The organism is Streptomyces sp. NPDC028331, from assembly GCF_055565775.1.
The window spans coordinates 43,372-67,761 of sequence record NZ_JBVHTR010000033.1 but is presented as its reverse complement, the minus strand read 5'-3'; the positions used below and the strand labels follow the sequence as shown (position 1 = coordinate 67,761).

Sequence of the window (24,390 nt, the reverse complement as noted above, 5' to 3'; positions counted from 1 at the left end):
AGTACATCCAGTACGCGGGCGATGCTCCGCCTTGCGATGTACCGCACCGGACGCCGCGAGCTTCCCGGCAAACCTTTCCGGTCACAGCACTAGCCACGGCTGCCCGAGGCGACCATCGAGCGAGCATCCCCGAACATCAACGCAGCGTCCCCGCCGGCGCTGTCGAACGCCGACCGGGCTCGGTACCCGGCTCCGGGCGGCTGGACTCGGAGTCGGCGTCCGGGAACGGGATGAGGAGCCGCTCGGGCATCGCGGCCTGCTGATGGGCAAGGACGGCGACGTCGTACAGGGCGCGACCGGTGCGGCGCGCAGCCGGACGCTGCACGGTGGAGGCGACGAGCGCGCGGTCGTACGGCAGCGGGACGCACGGGATGTCCCACCACCAGGATCCAGGGGGTACGAGCGGTGTTCGGGGTGCCGGTGCCGGCCGGGGGCCGGTGCTCCGGATCGCCTCTCAGCCAGCGGAGACCCATGTCCCGGACCTTCACCATCGACGTGCGCTGAGCCAGATCGGCCCACGATGAACCAACGCACCGGGCCGGCACGACGGAGTAGGTGGCCGTCTGCCCGTTACCTGTCGGGACGCGTTCAGTTGACGGTGCGTGTGGCGGCAACGAGCGGGCCGCCAAGCCGGGGCCCAGCCGGAACGGGGTTCGCGCCGGCGCACGCGGTGGTGGCCCGGTGGTGGGAGCAGGCCCTGCACGGGGACGAGCAACCGTCAGCGCACGAATCGGGTAACCCGCCCGTGACCTGTACAAAAGCTGGATCCGGGGCGCGCCGAGGAAGCGTTCGGAGCCGCGGCGGCCCAGCCGGACGGGTAACGAGGAGTGGCCGAGCCGCGGTGGTGCGGTGGGCTCCCCCGTCGGCCCGGCCATCACTGCCACGCGCGTCGCCGGCAGGACCCGGAATCGGTCAATCGCCCCCCAGGGTGGGAGCGCAGTCCATGTAGGAACCGGATTCGCGGGCCGCCATGTCGCCGTCGCGTTGCCGGATGGCCTCGACGAGGCGTGCGTGGTCCTGGAACTGCTCGGGGCGTAGCTCCTCACCGAAGTGGTCCAGGAGGGAAGCCCGGATCACCTCGCCCAGGTCCGCGTGCAACTGGGCCAGGACCGTGTTGTGGGACGCGGCGACGACGGCCAGGTGAAAGGCCACGTCCGAGTTCACGAAAGCGACCCGGTCCCCGTCCGACCAGGCCTTGTCCCGTTGGGTCAGCAGGGCGTCCAACCGTTCCAGATCCTCCGGCGTGCGACGTGCGCAGGCCAGGCGGGCCGCGCGGACCTCCAAGGCGCCGCGCACCTCGGCGACGTCGTCCGTGTGTGCTTCCTCGAAGCGGGTCCGCATCATTCCGGCCAGTTCGCTGGTCGCCCGGACGTAGGAGCCGGAGCCGTGGCGGATGTCCAGCAGGCCCGTGTGGGCCAGGGCCCGCACGGCCTCGCGCACCGTGTTGCGCGCCACACCGAGCTGTTCGACGAGTTCCGTCTCGGTGGGGATGCGCGAGCCCACGGGCCAGGTGCCGGAGGTGATCTGCCGTCGGAGGCGGGCAATCACCTGGTCCGACAGCGGTGTTCGGCGAACGGGATCCATAGTCATCCCATCATCATATGAGCCTGCGTAAGAATCACATGAACCACTAGACCTAGAGTCATGGGATGAGTCTATGATCGGCCCTGTGACGAAGGAAGAGCTCAAGAACGCCGTCTTACGCACCGGCCAGGCTGCGTCCCCCCGCCACTCACCGCGGCTGCGCAGATTGACGCTGGTGGCGCTCGTCATCGCGGCGTTGAACCTCCGCCCGGGCGTCACCAGCCTCGGGCCCGTCCTCGAAGAGGTCCGTCACAGCCTTGCCATGAGCGGCACGGTCGCCGGACTGCTGACGTCCATCCCGGCCGTGTGTTTCGCCCTGGTCGGCTCCATGGCTCCCGCCCTCGCACGGCGGTACGGCGCGAGTGGCGCGATCGCGGCCGGTGCCGCGTTGCTGACGGCCGGGCTGGTGACGCGTCCGTTCGCCACCGACGCCGCCCTGTTCGTCGCACTGACCGCCATGTCGCTGGCCGGCATCGCCATCGCGAACGTGCTGCTCCCGGCCGTCGTCAAGCATCGCTTCCCCGACCGGGTGGGTGCGGTGACGGGGCTGTACTCCATGGCGCTGAACGTCGGCGCCTCGACCGCTGCCGCCGTCACCGTTCCCCTGACCGAGGCGTTCGGCGGCGACTGGCGATACGGCCTGGGGATCTGGGCCGTCCTGGCCGCGATCGCCGTCCCGCCCTGGCTCGCTGCCGCCCGCCATCAGGGACGGGCTGCGGCGGGTGCGGTGGGCGGCGGAGGCGAACCGCAGGTACAGCCGCGAAGCCGGATCTCCCGGGATCCCACCGCCTGGGCGCTCACCGCCTACTTCGGGCTGCAGGCGAGTTCCGCCTACGTCATCATCGGCTGGCTGCCGCAGATGTTCCGCGATGCCGGACTGTCCGCTCAAAGTGCCGGTCTGTTGTTCTCCGGCACCTCGCTCCTCGGTGTACCGCTGTCCTTCGCCCTGTCGGCCGCGGCCGGAAAGCTGCGCAACCAGAGCGGGATCGCGGCGGGAATCGGTCTGTGCGGCCTGGCGGGATTCGCCGGGTTGTGGGCCTCCGCATCCACCACACCCTGGCTGTGGGCCTTCCTGCTGGGCGTCGCCAACTGTTCCTTCCCACTGGCGCTTACGATGATCAGCATGCGCGGCCGTGACAGCGCCACCGTCGTCCGGCTCTCCGGGTTCGTGCAGAGCTTCGGCTACCTGCTCTCGATCCCCGGCCCTCTCGTCGTCGGCGTGCTCTACGGCCACACGGGCGGCTGGCGTGCGCCGCTTGTCTTCATCCTGGCGATGACCCTGGTGCAGATCGGGGCCGGCCTGCTCGCGGGCCGCGACCGCCAGATCGGCTGAGCAACTCTCGTCGCCACGGCACATCCCACACCGGCTCGACCCCTGTCGAGGGGCGACCGACATCATTTTTCTCTTGTTCACTTCCCGGCCCTGCCGAGCATGGGCGCGAATTCGCCATGCCCGGAATTAGCGGTCGCGCCTGCCAAGTGAACCCCGGATAAAGCGTGGTCAACTTCCGTGAACATGCACCCAAGTTGTTGACCTGGCCGGAAAATTTCTCCTAGCCTTCCACCGGTGATTAGCTCAGGGCACCACGAGTGCGCGATTTCCTGGGAAATGCCGCTACTGCGGAAAAGAGAGGTCCATGCGCCCCCACGCGATTACCCACACCCGACGTGGTGACATCTGCCTGACCACGCTGCTCGCCGAACAGGCGAGTGCCGCACCACACCGGACCGCCGTGGTCCACGAGGACCGGAGCCTGACGTTCGCCCAACTGCTCGACCAGGCCCGGCTACTGGGAGCCCAGCTCAGGCGCGTGGGAGTGACCAGGGGCAGCCGTGTCGGCGTGTTCATGGAGCCCTCGCTGGAACTGATGACGAACCTCTGGGGAATCCTCTGGGCCGGCGGTTCGTACGTCCCGCTCTCCCCGGAGTACCCCGAGGAGCGCATCGCGTACATGATGGCGGACGCGGGGGTGGAAGTCGTCCTTACTCAGGAATTACTTCGTTCCCGCCTCCGGGAACTATCACCCAGTGGCGTTCGGATCGTGACCTCGAATGTTCTCCATTCCATGGAGAACATTGGCGAGGAGATTTCCTCAGCAGGATTCGCTTCTTGCGAAGCGGTCGGTCCGGAAGACCTGGCATACGTCATCTACACGTCCGGCAGTACCGGGAAACCGAAGGGGGTGATGATCGAGCACCGTAGCATCGTCAGCCAGATGCGCTGGCTGTCCGAGGCCTGCGGAATCGACGGAGAAAAAACGATCCTCCAGAAGACCCCCCTGAGTTTCGACGCTGCCCAGTGGGAGATCCTCGCCCCAGCCTGCGGCAGCACCGTGGTGATGGGTGCCCCCGGAATCTACCGGGACCCCGAGGCGATCGTGGCCGCCGTCCGACGACACGGTGTGACCACCCTGCAGTGCGTCCCCACCCTCCTCCAGGCACTCCTCGACACAGAGGCCCTCGCCGAGTGCGGCTCACTGCGCCAGGTGTTCAGCGGCGGTGAGGCGCTGTCGCGCAGCCTGGCCGCTCAGTTCCTCGACACGGTGCCGGACTGCTCGCTCGTCAACCTCTACGGCCCGACCGAGTGCACCATCAACGCCTCCGCCTTCGTCGTGGACCGTGCCGCGGTGGAGGACGGCCCCCGCGTCATGCCGATCGGCACGCCGGTCAGCGGCACCACCTTCCACGTCCTGGACGCGGCCGGCCGTCAGGCGGCGGTCGGCGAGGTCGGCGAACTGCACATCGGCGGCGTCCAGGTGGCCCGCGGCTACCTCGGCCGCCCCGATCTCACGGCTGAGAGGTTCGTGCAGGACACGTTCTCGTCCGCCCCCGACGCCCGCCTGTACCGGACCGGTGACCTCGCCCACTTGAACGCCGACGGGACGGTGCAGTCCGTCGGGCGAACGGACAACCAGGTCAAGCTGCGCGGCTACCGGGTCGAACTGGACGAGATACGCCAGACGATCGAGACGCACGACTGGGTCCGCAACTCGGCGGTCCTGCTCAAGGACGACGAGGCCACAGGCTTCCAGAACCTGGTCGCGTTCGTGGAGCTGAACCCCAAGGAAGCCGCCCTGATGGACCAGGGCAACCACGGCGCCCACCACCAGTCCAAGCGCAGCAGGCTCCAGGTCAGGGCCCAACTGTCGTGCGCGGGCTGCCGCGACGCCGCCGACCTGGCCGGCCGCCCGGTGACCGCACTCCCCGGCGCGGAGGCCACGCCCGAGCAGCGGGCCCTGGCCTTCGCCCGCAAGACGTACCGCTGCTACGAGGGCGGACAGGTGAACCGGGACGACATCCTGCGCCTGCTGGCCCCGGCCGCCCGGCCGGGCGGCGCGCCGCGCACCCCGGGGAGCCTGAGCCGGGCCGAACTCGGCGGGATCCTCCGCAACTTCGGCCAGTATCTCAGCGACCAGCGGCTGCTGCCCAAGTACGCCTACGCCTCGCCGGGCTCCCTGTACGCCGTCCAGCTGTACCTCGAACTCGACGGCATCGGCGGCATCGACCCGGGCCTGTACTACTACCACCCGCTCCACCACCACCTGGTGCTGATCGGCCCGGCACCGCGGCAGTCCGGCCCGCGGGCGAGGATCCACTTTCTCGGCAAGCGCAGCGCGATCGAGCCGGTCTACCGCAACAACATCCGGGAGGTCCTGGAGATCGAAGCCGGGCACATGGTCGGCCTGTTCGAGGAGGTGCTCCCCGCCTACGGCCTCGGCATCGCCGCCGCCGAGTACCGGCCCGCGGTCGTGCGCCGACTCGAGTGCGCCGAGGAAGACCACTACCTGGGGACGTTCGATCTCGTACCGTACGAGGCGAACGGCAGCGCCGACACGTTGGACGTCTACGTCCAGGCGCACGCCGGCCGGGTCGACGGTCTGCGGGCCGGGCAGTACCGGTACGCCGACGGCTCCCTGGTGCGCATCTCGGACGACCTGGTGCTCAAGAAGCACGTCATCGCCATCAACCAACGGGTCTACGAGCGAGCGGGCTTCGGCATCAGCCTGGTCGCCACCGGCCCGGACTCCTGGCGGCACTACCTCGACCTGGGCAGCAAGCTGCAGCGCCTGCAGATGAACGGTCTGCACCTCGGTTTCATGTCCTCGGGCTACAGCTCCAAGACCGGCAACGACCTGCCCGCGGCCAAGCGGCTGAACAGGATCCTCACCCACTGCGGACTGCCCACGGGACCTTCGTACTTCTTCGTCGGCGGGCGTGTCAGCGACGAGCAGTTGCGCGGCGAGGACATGAAGGAGGACGTGGTCCACATGCAGGGACCGGCCGAGCTGATCAAGGAGGACCTCGCCGGACTGTTGCCCCGCTACATGCTGCCCAACCGCATCATCGTCCTGGACAGGCTGCCCCTGACCGCCAACGGGAAGGTCGACAGCAAGGCCCTGGAGGCCGCACAGCGAGCCGAACTCTCCCTGGCTGCCAGGACGTTCGTGGCACCTCGGACCCGTGCCGAGCGTCGCGTCCGCGATCTGTGGCAGACCGTCCTCAAGCAGGAGCAGATCTCCGTCACGGACGACTTCTTCGAGCTGGGCGGCAACTCCCTGCTCGCCGTGGCGCTCGTCAACCGGGTGAACAGGACGTTCGAAGCAGCCCTTCCCCTCCAGGTGCTGTTCGATGCGCCCACCGTCGAGAAGCTCGCCGCCCGGCTGGACGCCGAGTCGTCAGAGCCCCTCACCCGGCTCGTCCCGCTCCAGCCGGAGGGCACCGGCACGCCGATCCACTGCTGGCCCGGACTCGGCGGCTACCCCATGAACCTGCGCCCGCTGGCCGCCGCCCTGGGCAAGGACCGGCCCGTCCACGGCATCCAGGCACACGGCATCAACCGCGGCGAGGTGCCCTGCACCACGGTCCGCGAGATGGCGGCTGCGGATGTCGAGGCCATCCGCAGCGTCCAGCCCGAAGGTCCCTACATCCTGTGCGGCTACTCGTTCGGCGCCCGGGTCGCCTTCGAGGCGGCCCGGCAGTTGGAGCAGGCCGGCCAGCGGGTGGAACACCTCTTCCTCATCGCCCCGGGCATGCCGCGCCTGCGCGAGGAGGACACGGCCGGCTCGACGGGCCGGGCGGACTTCGCCGACCGGGCCTTCGTCGCCGTCCTCCACTCCGTCTTCGCCGGCACCCTCAGCGGCCCGCAACTGGACGACTGCCTGCGCAGCGTCACCGACGAGGACAGCTTCGTCGACTTCGTCACCAGCCGCTTTCCCGGCCTCGGCACGGAACTGGTCCGGGCCGTCACCGCGATCGTCAAGCGCACCTACTCCCCCACGTACGAGTTCCACGAGCTGGCCGGGCGGCGCCTGAACGCCCCCGTGACGCTCGTCAAGGCCAACGACGACAACTACTCCTTCGTCGAGCACCAGGGCGCCTTCTCCCTCCGGCCGCCCACTGTGCACCAACTCCCGTCCGGCCACTACGAACTGCTGCGTGAGCCGCACGTCACCGAACTCGCCGCGCTGGTCAACGACCGGCTGCGCGATCCCGCCAGGTCCCCGCTTACGGGCCAGGTCTCCCCGTCCCATGTCATCTCCCAGGAGGTCGGAGTGCCCCACATCAACATCAAGCACTTCCCCGTCGCCCTCAGCGAGGCGCAGGAGAAGGAACTCCTCGCCGCACTCACCTCGGCGGTGAGCAACGCCTTCGGCTGCAAGGAGGACGTCGTCTCCATCGCCATCGAACCGGTCGAGCAGGAGGCGTGGCACGAGCAGGTCTACGAGCCGGAGATCGTCCGCCGCCAGAACCTGCTCCGCAAGACGCCCAACTACTGACCGGCGCACCCGGTTCCTGGAAGGAAACCCATGACGACACGCATACCCGGTTCCGTGCCGCTGGTCTACACCGAGGAGGTGGCCGCGGCCCTCGCCGACGGCGACCCGGTGGTGGCCCTGGAGTCGAACGTCATCACCCACGGGCTCGCCTACCCGGACAACGCGGCCACCGCCCGCAAGGTGGAGGAAGCCGTGAGAGCCGGCGGCGCGTTACCCGCCACCATCGGCATCGACGGCGGCCGGATCCTGATCGGGATGACCGACACGGACATCGAACGCTTCGCCTCCACCCCCGGCATCCCCAAGGTCAGCAGCAGGGACCTGCCGGCCGTCCTCGCTTCCGGCGGCATGGGCGCCAGCACCGTCGCCTCCTCGCTGGTCGCGGCGGAACTCGCCGGCATCACCTTCTTCTCCTCCGCCGGCATCGGCGGCGTCCACCGCGGCGCCGAGACCACCATGGACATCTCCTCGGATCTGATCCAGTTCACCCGTTCCAAGGTGGCGGTCGTCTGCGCCGGCGCGAAGAAGATCCTCGACCTCCGCCTGACCATGGAGTTCCTGGAGACCCACTGCGTTCCGGTCATCTCCTACGGCTTCGACGACTTCCCGGCCTTCTACTGCCGTTCCAGCGGGCTGCGCGCACCGCACCGGTTGGACGACGAGACACAGATCGCCAGGGCCGTGGACACCCACTGGGCCCTGGGCAATCCCGGCGGTGTCCTCATCACCAGCCCCACCCGTGAGGAGGACGCGATCGACGGGGAGGACATCGAGGAGGCCATCGCCGCGGCGCTGAGCGGTGCCGAGGCCGACGGGGTGCGGGGCGGTGCCGTGACGAAGTACGTGATGCGCGCCGTGGACCGCGCCACCGAGGGCCGTTCCGCCACGGCCAACATGGCCGTCCTCATCAACACCGCCGAGGTCGGCGGCCGACTCGCGGCCGCCCACGCCCGGCTCCGACGCGAGGAGACGCAGTGAGCACCGCCGGGGAAACGGAAGGAAAAGAGGCAGCCGTGACACACGTGGCGATGTTCGACCTGGACGGGACGCTCGTCGACTCCCCGCGGGCGATCGTCGAGACCTTCGCCGCCGCCTTCGAGGCGCTCGGCGAGCGCCCCCGGGACGAGGCGGACGTCCGGGCCACCATCGGTCTCCCACTGGAGCAGGCGTTCGCCAAACTGCTGGGCGTCCCGCAGGACGACCCCCGCGTCACCGACGGCGTCGCGCGCTACCAGGAGGCGTTCCGCACCGTCATCCTGCCCCGCGCCCGCTCACTGGTCTTCCCCGGCGTCGCCGAGGGACTGGCCGAACTGCGTCGCCACGGCGTGACGTTGGCGGTGGCCACGAGCAAGTTCCACGCCAGCGCCGACGCCCTGCTCACCGCGGCAGAACTACGTGACCACTTCACCGTGCTGATCGGCGCGGACGACGTCACCCGCCCCAAGCCCCACCCCGAGTCGGGGCTGCGCATCCTGGAACAGCTCGGCGCGCGCCCCGAGCACGCCGTGATGGTCGGCGACACCACCCACGACCTGAAGATGGCGCACGCTGCGGGGACCGGTTCGATCGCGGTCACCTACGGAGTGCACGGGCGAGCGGAACTCGCGTCCGCCCGGCCGTCACACGTGGCCGAGACGTTCCCCGAGGTCGTGGAGTACATCCTCGGCACGCTCGACGGCAACTCAGTGGTCGACGGGCTGCTGAACGACCGTACGCACCACATCGAGTTCAACGGTCACCTGACCAACCACGTCAAACACGCCGTAGTCGCGCTCGCCGGCCTCGGCGTGGCGCCGGAGCGGATCAAGGACTACCACGACGCCTACATCAGGATGACGCCATACGGCTGCACGGTCGAACCGGCCAGGCCGCCCGGGCGGACCATCGACGACGACAACTGGCTCGAACTCGTCGGCAAGCGCCAGGACTGGGCCGCCTACTGCGAGTTCTTCGACCGGCGCGAGCGGGAACTCGGGATGCCCGAACTGCTGCGCCGCTACCTGCCGCACCTGCTCCCGGGCTGGGCCGGAGCGCTCCAGCACGCGACCATCCACCTGGGCTGGGCACTGGCCGCGGGCCACCGCTGGATGGCCATCGAGGGCATCTCCTACCTGGCCTTCTCCTATGTGAGCTGCCATCCCGAACGCTCAGTCCCCTCCGACGCACTCGGCGCGGAAGGGCCGAAGGACTCGCTGCTGCGCATCGTCGGCTACTGGGAGGCGAACCAGCCGCAGCTCGGCGCATGGGTGGAGAACCTGGTCGGCGAGACCTCGGCCGGCATCCACCCGGAGCTTGTCAGGTCCGGACTCCAGTACCGGATCGCCCGGATGCTCGGCGAGGGCCATCCGCTGATCCACGACATCCCCGGCTGGATCCATGGGCAGGACCCCGCCGCCAGTTGGGACCAGCTCGCCTACCTGGTCACCCTGCTGTACCTGGCCGAGCCGGGGGACTTCCTGCTCCTGCATCTCATCACCGCACTGCACGCGATGCGGGCCATCTCCGACGCCCTCCCCGCGGCACAGCGCCCCGACGTGGTCAAGGCCTACTGGACCGGCATCCTGGGCGTGCTGTTCTCCCGCGGCCACTTCTCACGCCCCGGAAAGCTGACCGCGCTCGACGACCTCTTCGACACCGCGACGGACGACCTCTCCGACCCCCGCTGGGTCCGTGAATGGGACTGGCACATCGCCAGAGCCGTCGAGGAGGAGGAAGAGCACAACCCCAAGCTCGTCCATGTGATGCGCGAGTTGTGGCACCGCACGGGCGGCAGGTCGATCTACCGGGTCGCCGCGGGCCAGTTCACCGCGACCCCGGAGCTTCCGCCCACCTTCGAACAGCCGCCGGTCGACTGACCTCCCTCCTGACGCAAGGACCAGAAATGACCACCACACTGCGGCCGACCACCGATGTGACCGCGTGGACCGGCCCCGCGCCCGTCACCTCCATCGAGCACTACCTCGGCCGAAACCTGCACTTGCTGCCCCAGACGAACCAACTGCGCGCCCTGCACACCGTCATCCGCGACCGTGAAGCCGGCCGCCAGGACTTCGTCTTCCACGCCGGCCGCATCATCCGCCTTCTGGCCGAGGCCGCCCTCGACCTCCTGCCCTTCGAGCCGTACGACGTCCAGACGCCCGTCGGCAGTACCTACCACGGGCTGCGCTTCGCCGACGGGCTGCTCGCCGTGCCCATCGTGCGTGCCGGGGAGAGCATGGAGAGCGAACTGCGGGCGGTGATCCCGGGGATCAGGATCGGCAAGATCCTCATTCAGCGGAACAGGACGACCAAGCGACCGCACCTGTACTACCACGCGCTCCCCGACGACATCGCCGACCGCCACGTCCTCCTGCTCGACCCGATGCTGGCGACCGGCGGCACGGCTGTGGCCGCCATCGAGCTGCTGCTCGAACTGGGCGTGCCCGAGGAGCACATCGTCTTCGTCAACTTCATCACCGTGCCGGAAGGCGTCACGGCAGTGTGTGAACGCTTCCCCGGGGTGCGGATCGTGACCTCCGCGATCGAGGAGAGGCTCAACGAGAACGCCTACATGGTGCCGGGCATCGGCGACTTCGGAGACCGCTACTTCGGAACGGACCGATAGCCGAGGGACGGGCAGGTCAATCGCGCCGCTGCCCGGGACCGGGCAGCGGCGCGCGCCCCGTCGCCGACGGTGGGCCGGTCCGGGCGGGGCCGCCGCCGTGGCGGAGTTCCCGCTCTTGCAGACCGCGCCATCCAGGTCCGGCCGAGACCGTCCCACGCCGGTCCGCACGGATCCGCACCGCCTCGACCCAGGCGGGTGTGCTGGGTGCGGGCCCCGAGGACGGCGCACAGGGCGGCGGGTGCGCACCCCGCCGGATCTATTCGGCCCAGGAGTACTCCATCAGGGCGCGGAAAGCGGCGGGCTCGCGGCCGATGAGTTCGGCCAGCGTCGAGTCGACGGAGGTGAACTCGCCGTTGCGCGCTGCCGCGAAGATGCTCAGCATCAGGTCGGCGATCGGGGCGGGGGCGCCGTGCTCCAGGGCCTGCTCGCGAAAGGCGTCGTCGGGGACGACGGTGCGGGTGAAGGACCGTCCGGTGACCTGGGTCGCGATCTCGGCGATGGCGTCGAAGTCAAGCGCCGCCGGGCCGGTGAGCGGCGGGGTGGGCCCCTCGAAGCGGACCGCGCCGGCGAGGATCGCCGCGGTGGCCTCGGCGAGGTCGTCGTGGCCGGTCCAGGCGACGGGGCCGTCGGCGGGGAGGGCGATGTCGCCGGTGTGGCGGGCGGACTCCAGGAAGTGCAGGGCGCTGGCGGCGTAGAAGCCGTTGCGCAGCGCTGTCCAGGGCAGGCCGGTGGCGCGCAGCAGGTCTTCGGTTCGGGCGTGGTCACGGCATGCCTGGAAGCGGGAGTCGTGGGCGGCGCCCATCTGGCTGGTGTAGAGGATGCGGCCGACGCCGGCCTTCACGGCGGCGTCGATGGCTGCGCGATGGCCGGTGACGCACTCCTCGCCCGTGCGGTCGAGGGAGACGAGGAGCAGTTGCTCGGCGCCCTCGAAGGCGCGCAGGAGCGAGGCGGGGTCGTCGAAGCTGCCTTGCCGGACGCGGACGCCGCGGTCGGCGAAGTCCTGGGCCTTGCCGGGGTTTCGGACGCTGACGCCGACGCGGTCGGCGGGGACGCGCTCCAAGAGGCGTTCGACGATGCGGCGGCCGAGCTTTCCGGTGGCTCCGGTCACGATGATCACGGGGTTCCCCCAACGCTGTTTCCAATGGAATCATTTGAACAGTAACATTGAAACTAACGTTGGAAGCAATGTTTCGGTATCATCGATTCATGCCTATCCGCGACACCACCGACAGCTCTCGCCGTCGCATCGTCGAGGCGGCCGTCGAGCTTCTGGAGAGCGGCGGGCCGGACGCGCTGAGCACCCGCGCGGTCGCCGCTGCGGCCGGGATGCAGCCGCCGGCGATCTACCGCCACTTCGGCGACAAGGAGGGGCTGCTGGAGGCGGTCGCAGAGCACGGCTATGCGCAGTTCATGGAGAGCAAGCGCGCGCAGCTCGACCCGGCGCCGGAGGACCCGGTGGAGGAACTGCGCCGCGGCTGGGACATGGTGGTGGAATTCGGCGTCTCGCGTCCCGAGCTGTTCGCGCTCATGAACAGGGCCACCGGCCGGGCGTCGGACGTGGCACACCGCGCGGGCCTGGAGATCCTCCGCGGTCGGGTGCGCCGACTGGCAGCCGGGGGATGGCTGCGGGTCGACGAGGAGCTGGCCGCCCAGATCATCCAGGCCACCGGCCAAGGAGCGGTCACCACCTGGCACTCCACCCCCGCAGAACGCCGCAACCCGGCACTGCTGACCATCCTCCGCGAGTCCATGATCGCCGCCGTCACCCGTGCCGAACCCATGGTCTCCGCCACGGACTCCGGCCCCGCCCCGGCCGCCCGCGCACTGCGCGCCGCCCTCCCCGACCACGCCGATGTCCTGAGCGACGCCGAGCAGCGCCTGCTGCGCGAATGGCTCACCCGCCTGGCAGCGGACGACGGCGCGCCGCACACCTGACCCCGCGCCGGTCACCCCCCCCTGCCGTCCAGGATGGCCGACTGCGCCGACCCGAGCGCCTGTACCAAGCCCGTACCCCCGTGGTCGGCCGCATCACCGTGCCGTCGGCCTCGTTGCTCCCACGGGGAATTTCCGCCCGGCCTTGGGCGGTCGACAGCCGGGGCCGGGCCCGTCCACGCCCCGATCAGCCTCGGACACGCTGCCCACGATGCGGTAGGCGATGCCGAACAGCCGTGGACGCAGCATGGTGCGATGCCGTCTCGATGCCGCCGGCTCCCGGATTGTGGCGGCCGCTGACGGGAGGCAGGGTGGTGTCGAGACCGCTTGGGCGAGGCAGAAGGCACACGGCCTGTCACGGATGCGAGCCGTGGCTTGTCGTCATCGCGAAGCGAGTTGTGTGAGCCGGGAACCGGCGAACATGGTCACCGCCGAACGAGTGGGTCGGTGCACCGGTCCGAAAATGCGGAGGCCGACGCAAGATCGTCCATTCCGGGCAGGCTTACGGAGGTGTGGCACATGTCCGCGAAGAACCCAGAGCACGGAAGCGTCCAAGAGGTCTCCCTGCCGCCCGAAGTCAAGTTGCTGCAGGAAGTCACTCCGCCCTTCTTTCCCGAAGGCGGTTCCGGAATGACCATCCTCGTCGAGTGGCCTCCCGGTCACCCCGGGCTCCCTCCGCATCGCCACTCGGGCCCGTCGTTCGGCTACGTGATGGAGGGCGCGATCCGGTTCGAGCTCGAGGGTGAGCCGGAGCGTGTGGTCGAGGCCGGTGGGACGTTCTGGGAGCCGGGCGGTGACGTGATCCACTACCAGGACGGCAACGCCCTGTCGGACGCACCCACCAAGTTCGTGGTGACCATGGTGTGCGCGCCGGGGCAGCCGATGCTCACGCTGGTCAACGAGGAGGAGCTGAAGAAACGGGCGCACCTTCGCGCCCCACGTCCCTCCGATTCCTGATGCTGCGTGTCAAGCCGCGAGGGCGGCGTCGTCTCCCGCCCCGGCCTTGTAAACGGTGGCGGCTCACCGTTCGCTGGAGTGGATGCCGGGCATCGTCGGTGCGCACCCGCGGCATCGATGCGCTCAGTGGCCGGCCTCCCGGCCTCGGTGCGGTCCGGGCTCCTGCGGGTGGTGCGCCCGCTGGTCGTCCTGGCGCACCGGATGCACTGGGTCGGCATCGTCCGGTTCGGCGTAGCGGTCAGCGCGGGCGCGGGAGTCGGCGGCCGCCTTGGTGAACGCGTCCTGGAGGTGGCGCAGCCGCTCGACCGTCAGATCGAGGACTTCCACGTCCGTGCGGGACTCCCTCGAAACCCGCAGCGCCATGGGCCCCGACCACCTCGCCGAAACCCACCACCGTCCCCCGCACCCGAGGCCGCGTGTCTCGGCGACCGCCCATCCGTTTCCAGGACTGCCCATGACCACACCGGCTGACAACAACGGTCATGCTTGCCCACGCCACCCGAACGTGAGTGCACCATCCTGCACGAACGCCCAGCAGAAGCGGGCCCCCGCTCCGCGCCCGCCGTTGTTCACGACACGGCTGCACGCGGGCAGTCGGCTGCTGTTCCTTTCCGCGGCACTGCTCGCGGCCACCGGCTTCATCGGTCACGCGATCGGCTGGATCCTGCTGACGACAACCCTGGGGCCGACTGCGTACCTCCTGCTGGCGCACCCGGAGAGAGCAAGCGCCCGGGTGAGGGACGCCGTACTGGGGCACGCGTCAGCGACTGCCTGCGGGCTTGCCTGTCTCGCCGCCTTCGGGCTGTGGAACCAGCCCTCGGGGCTGGAACAGCACCACGACACCCTGCGGCAGGTCGGGGCACAGGCACTCGCGGTCGGGATGACGCTGTTCATCCTCACGCTGCTCTGTGCCCACCACCCCCCGGCCGCTGCCACGGGCCTCCTCATCACCTCCGGGATCACCCGCCCAGGGCCTCTTCTGTACGGCATGCTCACCGGACTCGCCATCGTGATCTGCGGCTCGGCGCTCCTGGCAAAGACCCGATGGCACCGCCGGCGCATCCGCCCCGGCCTTTCCGCCTCGCCAACCGACACTGCCGACGGTGCCGACAGCCAGCCGAGCACGGAGGCCACCGGCAGGAGCAGTAGCTGACACAGGTTCCCAAAGGAGCGCACCCGATCCCAGCAGCGCCGGCATAAGCCAGAATCCGGAACGCGGGTGCTCTCCGTAAATCCGCCGCGGCCTGCGTCACGTTCAGCTCCACCCCACCGGCGTGCCGACGTCTCCCCGAATGCCCTGCCCCACCGCCCGGCCGGAGGTAGGGTCCGGATGTGCGTTGATCTCCCGCGCGGCGGCCCTGTGCAGCCGCAGACGGTGCAGGGCGCTTCTCGAACAAGGGGCCGCCCCAGCAGGCATACCCGTCATCACCCCAGCGGAGATCCACACCATGACTGCTCAGCAGCCTCTCACCTACGACGCACTCGTCGAACTCGCCGCCGCCGACCCAGCCGTCGTCGGCCTCGTCCTCAAAGGCTCCCAAGCCCACGACGGCATGATCACCCGACACTCCGACCACGATCTGTACGTGGTCCTCGCCGACGACGCCACGACCGATCTCACCCGGTTCGCCGGCCACCGCACCGCCGATCTGGACCTCGTCGTCATCTCCCTCACCGAGTTCCGGGCAGCCGGAATGCCCGGCTTTGAACGCTACGCCCTTGCCCGAGCCCACGTCGTGCTCGACCGGCTCGATGGAGGTATCGCCCGGAACCTCGCCGACAAGGCGCGCCTGGATGCAGATGAGGCATTCCAAAGTGCCAGTGGCTGGCTCGACGCCTACGCCAACTCGCTCTACCGCTCCATCAAGAACCACCGGGACGGCCAGGCCCTGGCCGCTCGCCTAGACGCCGCCGACAGCATCCGGTTCCTGCTCGAGCTGCTCTTCGCCATCGACCGCCGCCCCCGCCCCTACAACAAGTACCTGGAATGGGAGCTTGCCCGACATCCGCTACCGGGCTGGGATGCCGACGTGTTGCTCCATGCCGTGGACCACATCTCGGCAACAGGCGACCCATCCCTGCAGCGGCACCTGTTCGCCCTTGTCGAGGCGGCAGCCCGAGAGGCCGGACACAGCGAGGTACTGGATGCATGGGGCGAGGACCTGGACCTCATGAGACCGCAATAAGAGACGGAGAGATTCCCTGCGGCCGTGGCCTACAGCCGCAGGCGATGCCGGGACTTTCGCAACGGGCCCCAGGCCTGGATCCACATCGGCACCGGCAGCCACCGGCACCTGCTCATCGACGCAACCGGTCCACCGGCGAACCCGCCTTCTGTCTGTGCTGGTCGCCCACCGAAGTGCCCGTGTCGGAACCGGTCCGCTTCGCCGGTGTCCGCTGGACGGTCAGTGACAGTCGGGTCTTCCTCTCATCCTGCTTTCGGCCAGGTGATTGAGAACGCGGCAGCTTCGGATCAGGACGTCCTCAGCTCAGCCGATGAGGTGAACGGTGAGCTGTTTTTCGGTGTTACTGGTGTTGACGGCGTGGATGTAGCCGTGGGCTGTGCGGTAGCGCCCAGTGCCTCCGGTAATGGCCAGGGTGATGTCACCGGGGCCGACACTGGTAATGGCGAACACCCCCTGCACGGTGATCTGGCCCTCGGGCAGCGAAAGAGTGACCTGACACTGGCCGGGGAGCGTCGCCTCCCGCAGCCGCGGGGCGCGGGCGCTTCCAGGTGTGGGCAGCCAGGTGCCCGGCCAGTGCCTGCGCGGTCTTGTACCCGCCGGCCAGGAAGCCCAGGCCGCCCGCACGGGCTGCGGCGGTGACCAGTTCGGGCGTGCTCGGCCCCCGGGCCATCGGCGCCGCGATGAGGGGAAGGTCTGCTCCGAGGTCGGACAGCAGTGTGCTCACGGCAACTCCTTCTGAAAGGTGTTGGGCGTCAGGCCGCCGAGGTCACGGGGCCGAGGTGGTGCGGGAAGCGGACGCAGACGGCGGCGGCCGCGACCGCGGCGGCGACGACCAACGCGCTGCCCAGCAGGAGCGCCTGGTGGTAGCCGTGGCTCAGCAGCGGGGCGGCCAGGAGCGGGCCGAGGATCTGGCCGGCGCTGTATCCGGCCGTCAACAGCGCCACGGCGCGGGGTACTTGGAGGTGGGCGCCGATGGACAGGGCGATCGTGCTGACGCCCATGAAGGTGGCGCCGAACAGGACGGCGGATACGAGCGCGGGCGTGGCACCGTCCAGCAGCGCCGGCAGGGCGATGCCGACGGCCTGGATGGTCAGGGAGGTGAGCAGCAGGGTCGGCCGGGACCAGCGGCGGGCCAGCCGGGTCCACAGGACGCAGGAGGGCAGGGCGGCGAGGCCGACCACGATCCAGGCTCCGGAGCCGAGCCAGCCCGTGACGCCTTGCTGGATCGCGGCGACCAGGAAGGTGCCGGCGATGATGTAGCCGATGCCTTCGAAGGTGTAGCTGGCGAGCAGCGCGAGGAACCAGCGGTGGGTGCGGGGCAGTTCGGTCTTCGCGGCAGCCTCGGAACCTCCGGGTTCAGGCTGTGGGGCCAGGGGCCAGGCGACCGCGGCGAGCAGGGCGGCCAGGGCGGCGCAGGTCCACCAGGCCGCCCGCCAGGTGGACGTGGCCTGCACGGCGACGACCAGCAGGCCGGACAGGGCTATTCCGGCCCCGACTCCGCCGAAGGCCCAGCCGACCAGGTGGTGGGCGTGCTCCCGGAGGCCGGAGAGCATGGCGCTGACGGCGATGACGAAGATCAGAGCGCTGGTGGCGCCGGCCAGGAGGCGCAGCAGGAACCAGGCGGTGCCGTCGTGGGTGACCGGCATGAGCGCCAGCGTCGCCACCAGCACGACGAAGGAGCAGCGCAGAGCCACGGGCGACCGTACGACGGCGGGTACGGCGATGCCGGCCAGGGCGCCTGCGAGGTAGCCGATGAAGTTCGCCGTCGCCAGGTTGGCTCCTTGTGCCGAGGAGAGTCCGGCCTGGGTGTGCATGAGGGGAAGGATGGGGGTGTAGACGAACCTGCCGATCCCCTGTCCCGCGGCGAGGGCTGCCGCCGCCTGGGTGACGATCGTCCAAGGGGATCGCGTTCGGGGGCGTGGCGGGGCTGATGACTGCACGGTCCTGGGCACCTTCCTGGTGGCTGTCTGTGGCCGTCTTTCACGCTAGGCAGCACGTGTGGGGCTGTGAAATGCCGGTTAAGCTGCCGCTATGCATCGCAGGCATGGATGCCGGGAAGGGGCGCCAGGGGTATGGATGTCGAACTGCGGCACCTGCGGGCTTTCGCGTCCGTGGCCCGCCATCGCTCGTTCTCCCGTGCTGCCGAGGAACTGCTGATCACGCAGCCGGCGCTGAGCCGTACGATCGCGCAACTGGAGGGCAAGCTGAGCGTCCGCCTGCTCGACCGGTCCTCACGGCATGTCGAACTCACCGACACCGGCGCGGAGTTCCTCGTACACGTCGAGCGGGTTCTCGCGACACTCGACCAGGCGCTCGCCGTCGTGAGCCACCGTGTCACCCTGCGGCTCGGCTTCAGTTGGCTGCTGCCCGACCCCTGGGCCCAGCAGACCGTCAGCCGCTTCGAGGAGAGCACCGGGGCGACGGTCGCCCTGACCCGGACGGACGATCCCCTCCAGGCGCTGCGCCAGCGCACGCTCGACATCGCAGTGATACGTGGCGACTTCGACGCGCCACGAGGAGCGCACACGGTGCACCTGTTCGACGAGGAGCGCATCGCAGTATGCTCCGAGCACTCCGATCTGACCCGTTTCGACCATTTGGACTGGGCGGACGTCCAGCACTGGACCCTGGTCGTCAACACGGTCAGCGGGACGACCGGCCCCTGGTCGTGGCCGGTGGACGAGCGCCCGACCCAGATCATCGAAACGGCCAACTACGACGAATGGCTGGAGACGGTGGCCGCCAACCGCGGCATCGGCATCGTCCCCGAGGTCGCTCTGCGCCGTACACAGCATCCCGCCGTGCGCTTCGTTCCTCTCACCAGCGCACCGCCGAGCCCGGTCAGCCTCGTCCACTTCCCCGACGCTCAGCGGACGCTGATCCGCCGGTTCGTGGACGCCGCCGTACCGGCCGCCGTACCGGAGTGATCGCAGCGGCCCCGGCGAGCGGAATCCATGCCTGCCGAGCATAGGTCGGTCACCACAGGCATTTCTGCCAAGAGCCGGGGGTCATTAGCGTCGAGGGCATGAGCGAAGCACCGAGCACAGGTTTGTCCCGGCAGGAATCCGCGATCACCGTCCTGGGTGGCCCGACGGCTGTGATCGACCTCGGCGGACTGCGCATCGTCAGTGATCCGACCTTCGACGACGCCGGCCCCCACGGGTACCTCACCAAGACGGCCGATCCTGCCGTCGACGAGAACGGTGTGGGGCGGGTCGACCTCGTTCTGGTCAGCCACGACACGCATCCGGACAACCTCGACGAGCGTGGCCGCGCGTTCGCGAAGGCCGCCCCGTTGGTGCTCACCGGCCCGCTGGCCGCCGGACGGCTCGGATCTCCGGCCGTCGGCCTGGCACCGTGGACCAGTCACTTGGTGCCCCGCGCGGACGGCGGCGGCGACCTGACCGTGCTGGCGGTCCCCGCTGTCCACGGCCCCGAGGACGGCGAGCGCGACGCCGACGGGAACGTCAACTGTGAGGTCACCGGTTTCGTGCTGTCCGGGCAAGGGCTTCCCACCGTGTACGTGAGCGGCGACAACGCCTCGATCCGCACGGTCGCGGAGATCTCCCGCCGGGTGCCGGACATCGACGCGGCCGTCCTGCACGCGGGAGCGGCACGCGTCCCGGCGAAGTTCGACGGCCGTCCCCTCTCCCTGGACAGCCGCGCCGCCGCTGCCGCAGCAGCCGTCCTGGGCGCGGGCACCGTCGTCCCGGCCCACTACGACGCCTGGGCCCACTTCTCCGAGGGACTGCCGGAGATCGAGCTCGCCTTCCACGAGGCCGGCCTGTCCTCCGTGCTGCGGGCCGTGCCCCACGGAACGTGGGTGCAGCTGACCCGCTGATCCGCCCTCACCGACACAAACATCGGCAACCGGACGCGTAAGGAACAACACACATGCCATTCGTACGGATCGATCTCATTCGCGGACGTCGTCCCGAGGAGGTGCGGGCGATCGCCGATGCGACGCACCGGGCGCTCGTGGACGTGCTGGGCATCCCCGAGCGGGACAGGTTCCAGGTCGTCACCGAGCACGACGCGGATCACGTCATCGCCCTCGACGCCGGCCTCGGCTTCGAGCGAGGCGACCGGTTGGTGATGATCCAGATCTTCACCCAGTCGGGGCGCAGCACGGAGGTCAAGCAACGCGTCTATCGGACGGTGGCCGAGCGTCTGGAACCCCTGGGAATCAGCGGTGAGGACGTCTTCATCGGCATCGTCGAGAACGGTCCGCAGGACTGGTCGTTCGGCTTCGGGCGTGCCCAGTACGTCGAAGGCGCCCTGCCCGTTCCCGGCCGCTGACACCGTTCGCCTGGTCACCGGCCGCAGGCATGCTCCGGCCAACGGGCCCATGTGGAGGTCGACGTGGAACTCTCCGACCTGCGGATCTTCCTGGCTGTCGCGCGCACGCGCGGATCGGGTCCATGGAGACCACGGCGGGCCTGCGGCTTCCCACCGTGCTGGCGGCCTTCGCCGATGGCTGTCCCCGCGTCGACTTCTCGCTGATCACCGGGCCCACCGAACAGCTGGTCCGGAACGTCCTGGACTATCGGCTGGACGGCGCGCCGGTCAACGGCCCGGTACGGCAGCCCTCGCTGTGGGGTTCCGCTGAACTGCACGCGCTCACTGAGGAGTTGGCCAAGCATCTACTGCGATCAGGAATCAAAGGTGATGTTCAGGTGGGAGTTGTAGCCCGGACCGTCTTCCCTTTGCGGCCGGTGGCGTGATATACCGTCCGGCCAGATGTGCACCGCGCGCCGGGAATACTCGTCCTGTTGAGCCTCTTCGGCCGTAAAGGTGATGTGCTGGCCAGCCGTCAGCTCACGGTAGCCATCGGCTTCGATGGCTGAGAAGTGTGCCCACACCGGAGCCGAGAGGGCATCAGTTACGAGGACTCCCCAGCCCTCCTCGCTGTGCCACTCACGGACACGGCCGGCCAGAACTTCTCCGGGCGCGGTACCCGACATCTCTTCGTTCCCCCTGTCATCGTCACCAGGCTTGCACTGTGGTCAGCAGCGCTCGACCAGATGATCGTGACATTACCAAGTCCCTGAAGCCGGGCATGCGGTATTGCTTTTGCCTCCTGCGCGGGCCCGGTCAAGCAGGTGGTCCCCCTCGATCGCGGGCACGCAGTTCGAGAACGGCCACCGGCACCATGCCCGCGACTGGCGCACGGGCAAGAGCAAAGCGTCACGTCGGCGGCCGGGTGAGTTTGGCGGCCACGGCGTCGAGGACCCAGTCCAGGCCGGTGGCGAAGGATGCCTCGGCGTCGACGTCCGTGCCGTCGTACACCGCCTTGGCCAGAGCCGGGAAGCGGCCCGTGGCCAACATCCTCGTGACATGCGGGCCGTGGGCGCGCTGCCAGTCGCGCTTGGACAGGCCGGTGGCGCGCTCGGCCCGCAGGTTCGCGATCTCGCGCCTGATCGCGCCGGTGAAGTAGGCGCTGACAGTCTCCACAGCGCGCATGACGGTGTCGACGTCGGCGAGGCCGTCGAGGGCGGCCAGCGTGGCCTCGGTCACGGCGAGGCCGTTCGGGCCCAGAGTCGGGCGGCCGCCGAGCAGGTCGGCCAGCCATTCATGGCGGAGAGCGGCCTGCCTGGTGCGGTGGGCGAGGACACGCAGCGCCTCCCGCCAGTCACCGGGCTGCTCCTCGGGGAGGATCTCGGCCTGGACCTCGTCCACCATGAGGTCGAACAACTCCTCCTTGGTGGAGATGTATCCGTACAGCCGCATCGGGCCGGCGTTCAGCCGGGCGGCGACCTTGCGCAACGACACCGCCTCCAGCCCGCCCTCGTCGGCCAGCGCGATGGCGGCGGCGACGATCCGCTCCCGGTCGAGCGGCACGGGGCGAGCCGGCGGCTCCGGCCGGTCCCACACAGTCATGGTCACACTGTACCGTTGCGATACAGCGTCATGAATCAATACAGTGTATCAACATGAGACAACGCATCGCAGTGGTCGGCGGCGGTCCGGCCGGCCTTACCTTCGCCCGTGTCCTGCACCGCCATGGCTACCCCGTCGCCGTCCTCGAACGCGATCCCGCCCCCGACGCCCGCCCCCCGGGCGGCACGTTGGACCTTCACGAAGGGCTGGGCCAGCGCGCGCTGGACAAGGCGGGGCTGCTGGCGGAGTTCCAGGCGCTGTCTCGTCCCGAGGGGCAGGCCATGCGCATCCTGGACGCGGACGGGACCGTCCTGCGCGACTGGCGCCCCCGTCCCGATGACCGGGCCAACCCCGAGATCGACCGCGGGCAGCTTCGTGACCTGCTGCTGGGCCCTCTCGACGTCCAGTGGGGCCGGAGCGTGACACAGGTGGTGCCGGGGACCCGGGATGGCGTACTGGTCCATTTCGCGGACGGGAGACACGAGACGTTCGACCTCGTGATCGGCGCGGACGGCGCCTGGTCCCGGGTCCGGCCGGCAGTGTCGTCGGTGACGCCGCGCTACACCGGTGTCACCTCGGTCGAGACCTCCCTCGACGACGTCGACACCCGCCACCCTGACCTCGCCCGGTTGATCGGCGACGGCTCCTTGGCCGTGTACGGCGTGAACCGCTCCCTCGTCGCCCAGCGCAACAGCGGCGGCCACGTCAAGGTGTTCGCCAAGTTCCGCGCGCCGCTGGACTGGCATACGAACCTGGATCTGACCGACCTGGGGGCCGTGCGATCGAGCCTGCTGGCTCTGTTCGACGGCTGGGCCGCTCCCGTCCTCGACCTCCTCCGGCACGGCACCGCCTTCGTCCCCCGCCCCTTCTACACCCTGCCCGTGTCCCACACCTGGCCCCACGTCCCCGGGGTGACGCTACTGGGCGACGCCGCCCATCTGATGCCCCCATTGGGAGCGGGCGCGAACCTCGCGATGCTGGAAGGCGCCGAACTCGCCGAGTCCATCGCCATCGGCTCCGGAGATCCGGACGAAGCCGTCCGGGCCTTCGAAGAACAGATGTGGGCACGGGCCGGCAAGTGGGCGAAGATCACGACGGCCGGTCTGGAACGCCTCGTGAGCCCGGACCCCGCCGAAGCCCTCGCCCACTTCGACCAGGTCCAGCCCTCCTGACTGCCAAGCGCGAGAGTACCGGCACCAACAGCTCGCCACGGCTCGTAGGAGAGTTCACTCGCGGGGTATGCCACGGCCAGGGTGCTGGAGCGCGAGGGAAGTCCACAGGTCAAAAGGCATTCGGTCGTGGTGCTGCAGCAGTTGGCCGTGGATCCCGACGCCTCACGTGGTGGGGTCGGGACCGCACTCCTTGAGGCAGTGCGCGAGATCGGCCGTGAAGCCGCTGCCGACGACTGATCACAAACGTGTGGTGCTTCAACACACCAGCCCGGTCGTTCTACGAGGCATCCGGGCTGGTGCCGATGACGCAGCAGCTTGAGCAGAAGCTGTGAGTGCCGCCCTGTCCGCTGAGCTCGGGCAGAGACCGGCCTGTAGTCGTCAACCTGTGATGGCCGGCGCTGCGGTCCGAGCACTGGTGCTGGCGAGCCGTTAGGAATCGGTGCGCCATGTGCGCAGCTGGGGTTGGTTGGGTGTGCGATCCCATCATCTGCGCCCTGGCTTGCGCCACACGGAGATGTGCTTCACGGAGTCCTGGGTGAACGGCGTCCCGTCCCAGTCCGCGACCCGCCGTTCCAGCTCGAGCCCCGCGATCCGTGCCATCAGGTCGAGCTCCGCCGGCCACGCGTACCGGTGCCGGGAGTCGCTGCGGCGGTAGCGGCCGTCTTCGCCGTCGCGGGTGAGATGGTGTGAGACGAGAATCTGCTCGACGAGGTCGAAGGTGTCGAAGCCGAGATGCCGCTCGGAGACGTCGAACGGCACCGCGACCTGACCGGGCGGCAGGAACCGCAGTGGCGGCACGCCCAGCTCGATGACGAATCGGCCGCCAGGCGTCAGATGACGTGCGGCGTTGCGGAAGCACTCGACCTGCTCGTCCTGCGTGAGCAGGTTCGTGATCGTGTTGTAGACGAGATAAACCAGGGTGAACTCGCCGGGGACGACGGTCGTTGCCATGTCTCCGATGACGACCGGGAGCATGTCCTCGTCGATCTTGCGCCGCAGGACCGCTGCCATGTGCTCGGACAGTTCGATGCCCACAACGGGTACGCCGCTTTCCCGCAGCGGGACGCCCACTCGTCCGGTTCCGACGGCGAACTCCAGTGCCCGGCCGTCTCCGGCGAGTTCAGCGAGGAAGGCCACAGTCGGTCCGAGAACAGCGGACGAGGACATCTCGCTCGCCTCGGCGTCGTAGCGGTCGGCGGTCTCACGCGTCCATAGCTCACTGCTCGTCACGGCGGCCACTTTGCCGGGGGCTGCCGGGAGCTGTCCACGTATTTAAGGTGCCGGCCGAGCTCGCGGCC

At 69.4% G+C, this 24,390-nt stretch carries 21 protein-coding genes and 3 pseudogenes; 15 read left to right on the top strand and 9 right to left on the bottom strand.

Annotated features, from left to right (window positions below):
- Positions 1-912: 912 nt before the first annotated feature.
- Positions 913-1,590: a FadR/GntR family transcriptional regulator gene (locus tag ACZ4SW_RS34100; RefSeq protein ID WP_468252954.1), complete on the bottom strand. Its 678-nt coding sequence runs from the start codon at positions 1,588-1,590 to the stop codon at positions 913-915.
- Positions 1,591-1,669: 79 nt separating this feature from the next.
- On the opposite strand from ACZ4SW_RS34100, the gene ACZ4SW_RS34095 reads away from it, so the two are divergent.
- The 5 genes from ACZ4SW_RS34095 (at position 1,670) to upp (ending at position 10,965) form a co-directional block, all read left to right on the top strand.
- Positions 1,670-2,917: a CynX/NimT family MFS transporter gene (locus ACZ4SW_RS34095; protein WP_468252952.1), complete on the top strand. Its 1,248-nt coding sequence runs from the start codon at positions 1,670-1,672 to the stop codon at positions 2,915-2,917.
- A gap of 304 nt (positions 2,918-3,221) precedes the next feature.
- Positions 3,222-7,361: an amino acid adenylation domain-containing protein gene (locus ACZ4SW_RS34090; RefSeq protein WP_468252951.1), complete on the top strand. Its 4,140-nt coding sequence runs from the start codon at positions 3,222-3,224 to the stop codon at positions 7,359-7,361.
- A 30-nt stretch (positions 7,362-7,391) separates the two neighbouring features.
- Complete coding sequence (locus ACZ4SW_RS34085) at positions 7,392-8,339, top strand: pseudouridine-5'-phosphate glycosidase (RefSeq protein WP_468252949.1); 948 nt, start codon at positions 7,392-7,394, stop codon at positions 8,337-8,339.
- Between the two features lie 35 nt (positions 8,340-8,374).
- On the top strand, positions 8,375-10,216 hold the full coding sequence (locus tag ACZ4SW_RS34080) for an HAD-IA family hydrolase (RefSeq protein WP_468252947.1): 1,842 nt from the start codon (positions 8,375-8,377) through the stop codon (positions 10,214-10,216).
- Between the two features lie 116 nt (positions 10,217-10,332).
- Positions 10,333-10,965 (top strand): uracil phosphoribosyltransferase, encoded by a 633-nt coding sequence (upp, locus tag ACZ4SW_RS34075; protein WP_468252956.1) that lies wholly within the window; start codon positions 10,333-10,335, stop codon positions 10,963-10,965.
- Positions 10,966-11,221: 256 nt separating this feature from the next.
- Here the strand turns inward: upp and ACZ4SW_RS34070 are convergent, their stop codons facing one another.
- Positions 11,222-12,082 (bottom strand): SDR family oxidoreductase, encoded by an 861-nt coding sequence (locus ACZ4SW_RS34070; protein WP_468252946.1) that lies wholly within the window; start codon positions 12,080-12,082, stop codon positions 11,222-11,224.
- Between the two features lie 89 nt (positions 12,083-12,171).
- Here ACZ4SW_RS34070 and ACZ4SW_RS34065 point away from each other — a divergent pair, with 89 nt between their 5' ends.
- Together ACZ4SW_RS34065 and ACZ4SW_RS34060 are read left to right on the top strand one after the other, a co-directional pair.
- A complete protein-coding gene (locus ACZ4SW_RS34065; RefSeq protein ID WP_468252945.1) occupies positions 12,172-12,900 on the top strand; it encodes a TetR/AcrR family transcriptional regulator in 729 nt (242 codons plus the stop codon).
- Positions 12,901-13,416: 516 nt separating this feature from the next.
- A complete protein-coding gene (locus tag ACZ4SW_RS34060; protein WP_468252944.1) occupies positions 13,417-13,854 on the top strand; it encodes a cupin domain-containing protein in 438 nt (145 codons plus the stop codon).
- A 123-nt stretch (positions 13,855-13,977) separates the two neighbouring features.
- Here ACZ4SW_RS34060 and ACZ4SW_RS34055 read toward each other — a convergent pair whose 3' ends face one another.
- Entirely contained in the window at positions 13,978-14,217 is a 240-nt protein-coding gene (locus tag ACZ4SW_RS34055) for a hypothetical protein (protein ID WP_468252943.1), read from the bottom strand.
- A 142-nt stretch (positions 14,218-14,359) separates the two neighbouring features.
- Between ACZ4SW_RS34055 and ACZ4SW_RS34050 the strand changes: the two genes are divergently transcribed.
- On the top strand, positions 14,360-15,007 hold the full coding sequence (locus ACZ4SW_RS34050; protein WP_468252942.1) for an HPP family protein: 648 nt from the start codon (positions 14,360-14,362) through the stop codon (positions 15,005-15,007).
- A gap of 295 nt (positions 15,008-15,302) precedes the next feature.
- Positions 15,303-16,040, top strand: coding sequence for a hypothetical protein (locus ACZ4SW_RS34045; RefSeq protein ID WP_468252940.1), 738 nt, complete (start codon positions 15,303-15,305; stop codon positions 16,038-16,040).
- 303 nt (positions 16,041-16,343) lie between these two features.
- On the opposite strand, the pseudogene ACZ4SW_RS34040 reads toward ACZ4SW_RS34045, so the two are convergent.
- From ACZ4SW_RS34040 to ACZ4SW_RS34030, 3 genes and pseudogenes are all read right to left on the bottom strand, one after another.
- Positions 16,344-16,541, bottom strand: a pseudogene (locus ACZ4SW_RS34040) (allene oxide cyclase barrel-like domain-containing protein); the annotation flags it as partial.
- A 58-nt stretch (positions 16,542-16,599) separates the two neighbouring features.
- Positions 16,600-16,764: pseudogene (locus ACZ4SW_RS34035) on the bottom strand (nitronate monooxygenase); the annotation flags it as partial.
- A 28-nt stretch (positions 16,765-16,792) separates the two neighbouring features.
- The gene (locus tag ACZ4SW_RS34030) at positions 16,793-17,980 is read right to left on the bottom strand and encodes a YbfB/YjiJ family MFS transporter (protein WP_468252939.1); all 1,188 of its coding nucleotides are present in this window, start codon (positions 17,978-17,980) and stop codon (positions 16,793-16,795) included.
- Between the two features lie 132 nt (positions 17,981-18,112).
- On the opposite strand from ACZ4SW_RS34030, the gene ACZ4SW_RS34025 reads away from it, so the two are divergent.
- The 4 genes from ACZ4SW_RS34025 (at position 18,113) to ACZ4SW_RS34010 (ending at position 20,764) form a co-directional block, all read left to right on the top strand.
- On the top strand, positions 18,113-18,967 hold the full coding sequence (locus tag ACZ4SW_RS34025) for a LysR family transcriptional regulator (RefSeq protein ID WP_468252938.1): 855 nt from the start codon (positions 18,113-18,115) through the stop codon (positions 18,965-18,967).
- Positions 18,968-19,065: 98 nt separating this feature from the next.
- A complete protein-coding gene (locus ACZ4SW_RS34020) occupies positions 19,066-19,881 on the top strand; it encodes an MBL fold metallo-hydrolase (protein WP_468252937.1) in 816 nt (271 codons plus the stop codon).
- A 53-nt stretch (positions 19,882-19,934) separates the two neighbouring features.
- Positions 19,935-20,339 (top strand): tautomerase family protein, encoded by a 405-nt coding sequence (locus ACZ4SW_RS34015; RefSeq protein WP_468252935.1) that lies wholly within the window; start codon positions 19,935-19,937, stop codon positions 20,337-20,339.
- A 29-nt stretch (positions 20,340-20,368) separates the two neighbouring features.
- On the top strand, positions 20,369-20,764 hold the full coding sequence (locus ACZ4SW_RS34010) for a LysR substrate-binding domain-containing protein (protein WP_468252934.1): 396 nt from the start codon (positions 20,369-20,371) through the stop codon (positions 20,762-20,764).
- Here ACZ4SW_RS34010 and ACZ4SW_RS34005 read toward each other — a convergent pair.
- Both ACZ4SW_RS34005 and ACZ4SW_RS34000 read right to left on the bottom strand, forming a co-directional pair.
- A complete protein-coding gene (locus ACZ4SW_RS34005; protein ID WP_468252933.1) occupies positions 20,693-21,004 on the bottom strand; it encodes a cold-shock protein in 312 nt (103 codons plus the stop codon). The two genes, ACZ4SW_RS34010 and ACZ4SW_RS34005, sit on opposite strands and share 72 nt — an antisense overlap.
- Positions 21,005-21,227: 223 nt before the next feature.
- Positions 21,228-21,920: a TetR/AcrR family transcriptional regulator gene (locus ACZ4SW_RS34000; protein ID WP_468252932.1), complete on the bottom strand. Its 693-nt coding sequence runs from the start codon at positions 21,918-21,920 to the stop codon at positions 21,228-21,230.
- A 53-nt stretch (positions 21,921-21,973) separates the two neighbouring features.
- Here ACZ4SW_RS34000 and ACZ4SW_RS33995 point away from each other — a divergent pair, with 53 nt between their 5' ends.
- Together ACZ4SW_RS33995 and ACZ4SW_RS33990 are read left to right on the top strand one after the other, a co-directional pair.
- On the top strand, positions 21,974-23,092 hold the full coding sequence (locus tag ACZ4SW_RS33995) for an FAD-dependent oxidoreductase (RefSeq protein WP_468252931.1): 1,119 nt from the start codon (positions 21,974-21,976) through the stop codon (positions 23,090-23,092).
- Positions 23,093-23,161: 69 nt separating this feature from the next.
- Positions 23,162-23,329 (top strand): annotated as a pseudogene (locus ACZ4SW_RS33990) (GNAT family N-acetyltransferase); the annotation flags it as partial.
- A 246-nt stretch (positions 23,330-23,575) separates the two neighbouring features.
- Here ACZ4SW_RS33990 and ACZ4SW_RS33985 read toward each other — a convergent pair.
- Complete coding sequence (locus ACZ4SW_RS33985; protein WP_468252929.1) at positions 23,576-24,322, bottom strand: class I SAM-dependent DNA methyltransferase; 747 nt, start codon at positions 24,320-24,322, stop codon at positions 23,576-23,578.
- Positions 24,323-24,390: the final 68 nt, after the last annotated feature.

Excerpts from the sequence above, each read along its gene's own strand:
- ACZ4SW_RS34065 (WP_468252945.1), top strand. The coding sequence starts at position 12,172 with ATGCCTATCCGCGACACCACCGACAGCTCTCGCCGTCGCATCGTCGAG.
- ACZ4SW_RS34025 (WP_468252938.1), top strand. The coding sequence starts at position 18,113 with ATGGATGTCGAACTGCGGCACCTGCGGGCTTTCGCGTCCGTGGCCCGC.
- ACZ4SW_RS34015 (WP_468252935.1), top strand. The coding sequence starts at position 19,935 with ATGCCATTCGTACGGATCGATCTCATTCGCGGACGTCGTCCCGAGGAG.
- ACZ4SW_RS34090 (WP_468252951.1), top strand. The coding sequence starts at position 3,222 with ATGCGCCCCCACGCGATTACCCACACCCGACGTGGTGACATCTGCCTG.
- ACZ4SW_RS34010 (WP_468252934.1), top strand. The coding sequence starts at position 20,369 with ATGCTCCGGCCAACGGGCCCATGTGGAGGTCGACGTGGAACTCTCCGA.
- ACZ4SW_RS34100 (WP_468252954.1), bottom strand. The coding sequence starts at position 1,590 with ATGACTATGGATCCCGTTCGCCGAACACCGCTGTCGGACCAGGTGATT.
- ACZ4SW_RS34055 (WP_468252943.1), bottom strand. The coding sequence starts at position 14,217 with ATGGCGCTGCGGGTTTCGAGGGAGTCCCGCACGGACGTGGAAGTCCTC.
- ACZ4SW_RS34000 (WP_468252932.1), bottom strand. The coding sequence starts at position 21,920 with ATGACTGTGTGGGACCGGCCGGAGCCGCCGGCTCGCCCCGTGCCGCTC.
- ACZ4SW_RS34060 (WP_468252944.1), top strand. The coding sequence starts at position 13,417 with ATGTCCGCGAAGAACCCAGAGCACGGAAGCGTCCAAGAGGTCTCCCTG.
- ACZ4SW_RS34085 (WP_468252949.1), top strand. The coding sequence starts at position 7,392 with ATGACGACACGCATACCCGGTTCCGTGCCGCTGGTCTACACCGAGGAG.
- ACZ4SW_RS34020 (WP_468252937.1), top strand. The coding sequence starts at position 19,066 with ATGAGCGAAGCACCGAGCACAGGTTTGTCCCGGCAGGAATCCGCGATC.
- ACZ4SW_RS34005 (WP_468252933.1), bottom strand. The coding sequence starts at position 21,004 with ATGTCGGGTACCGCGCCCGGAGAAGTTCTGGCCGGCCGTGTCCGTGAG.
- ACZ4SW_RS34045 (WP_468252940.1), top strand. The coding sequence starts at position 15,303 with ATGACTGCTCAGCAGCCTCTCACCTACGACGCACTCGTCGAACTCGCC.
- ACZ4SW_RS33995 (WP_468252931.1), top strand. The coding sequence starts at position 21,974 with ATGAGACAACGCATCGCAGTGGTCGGCGGCGGTCCGGCCGGCCTTACC.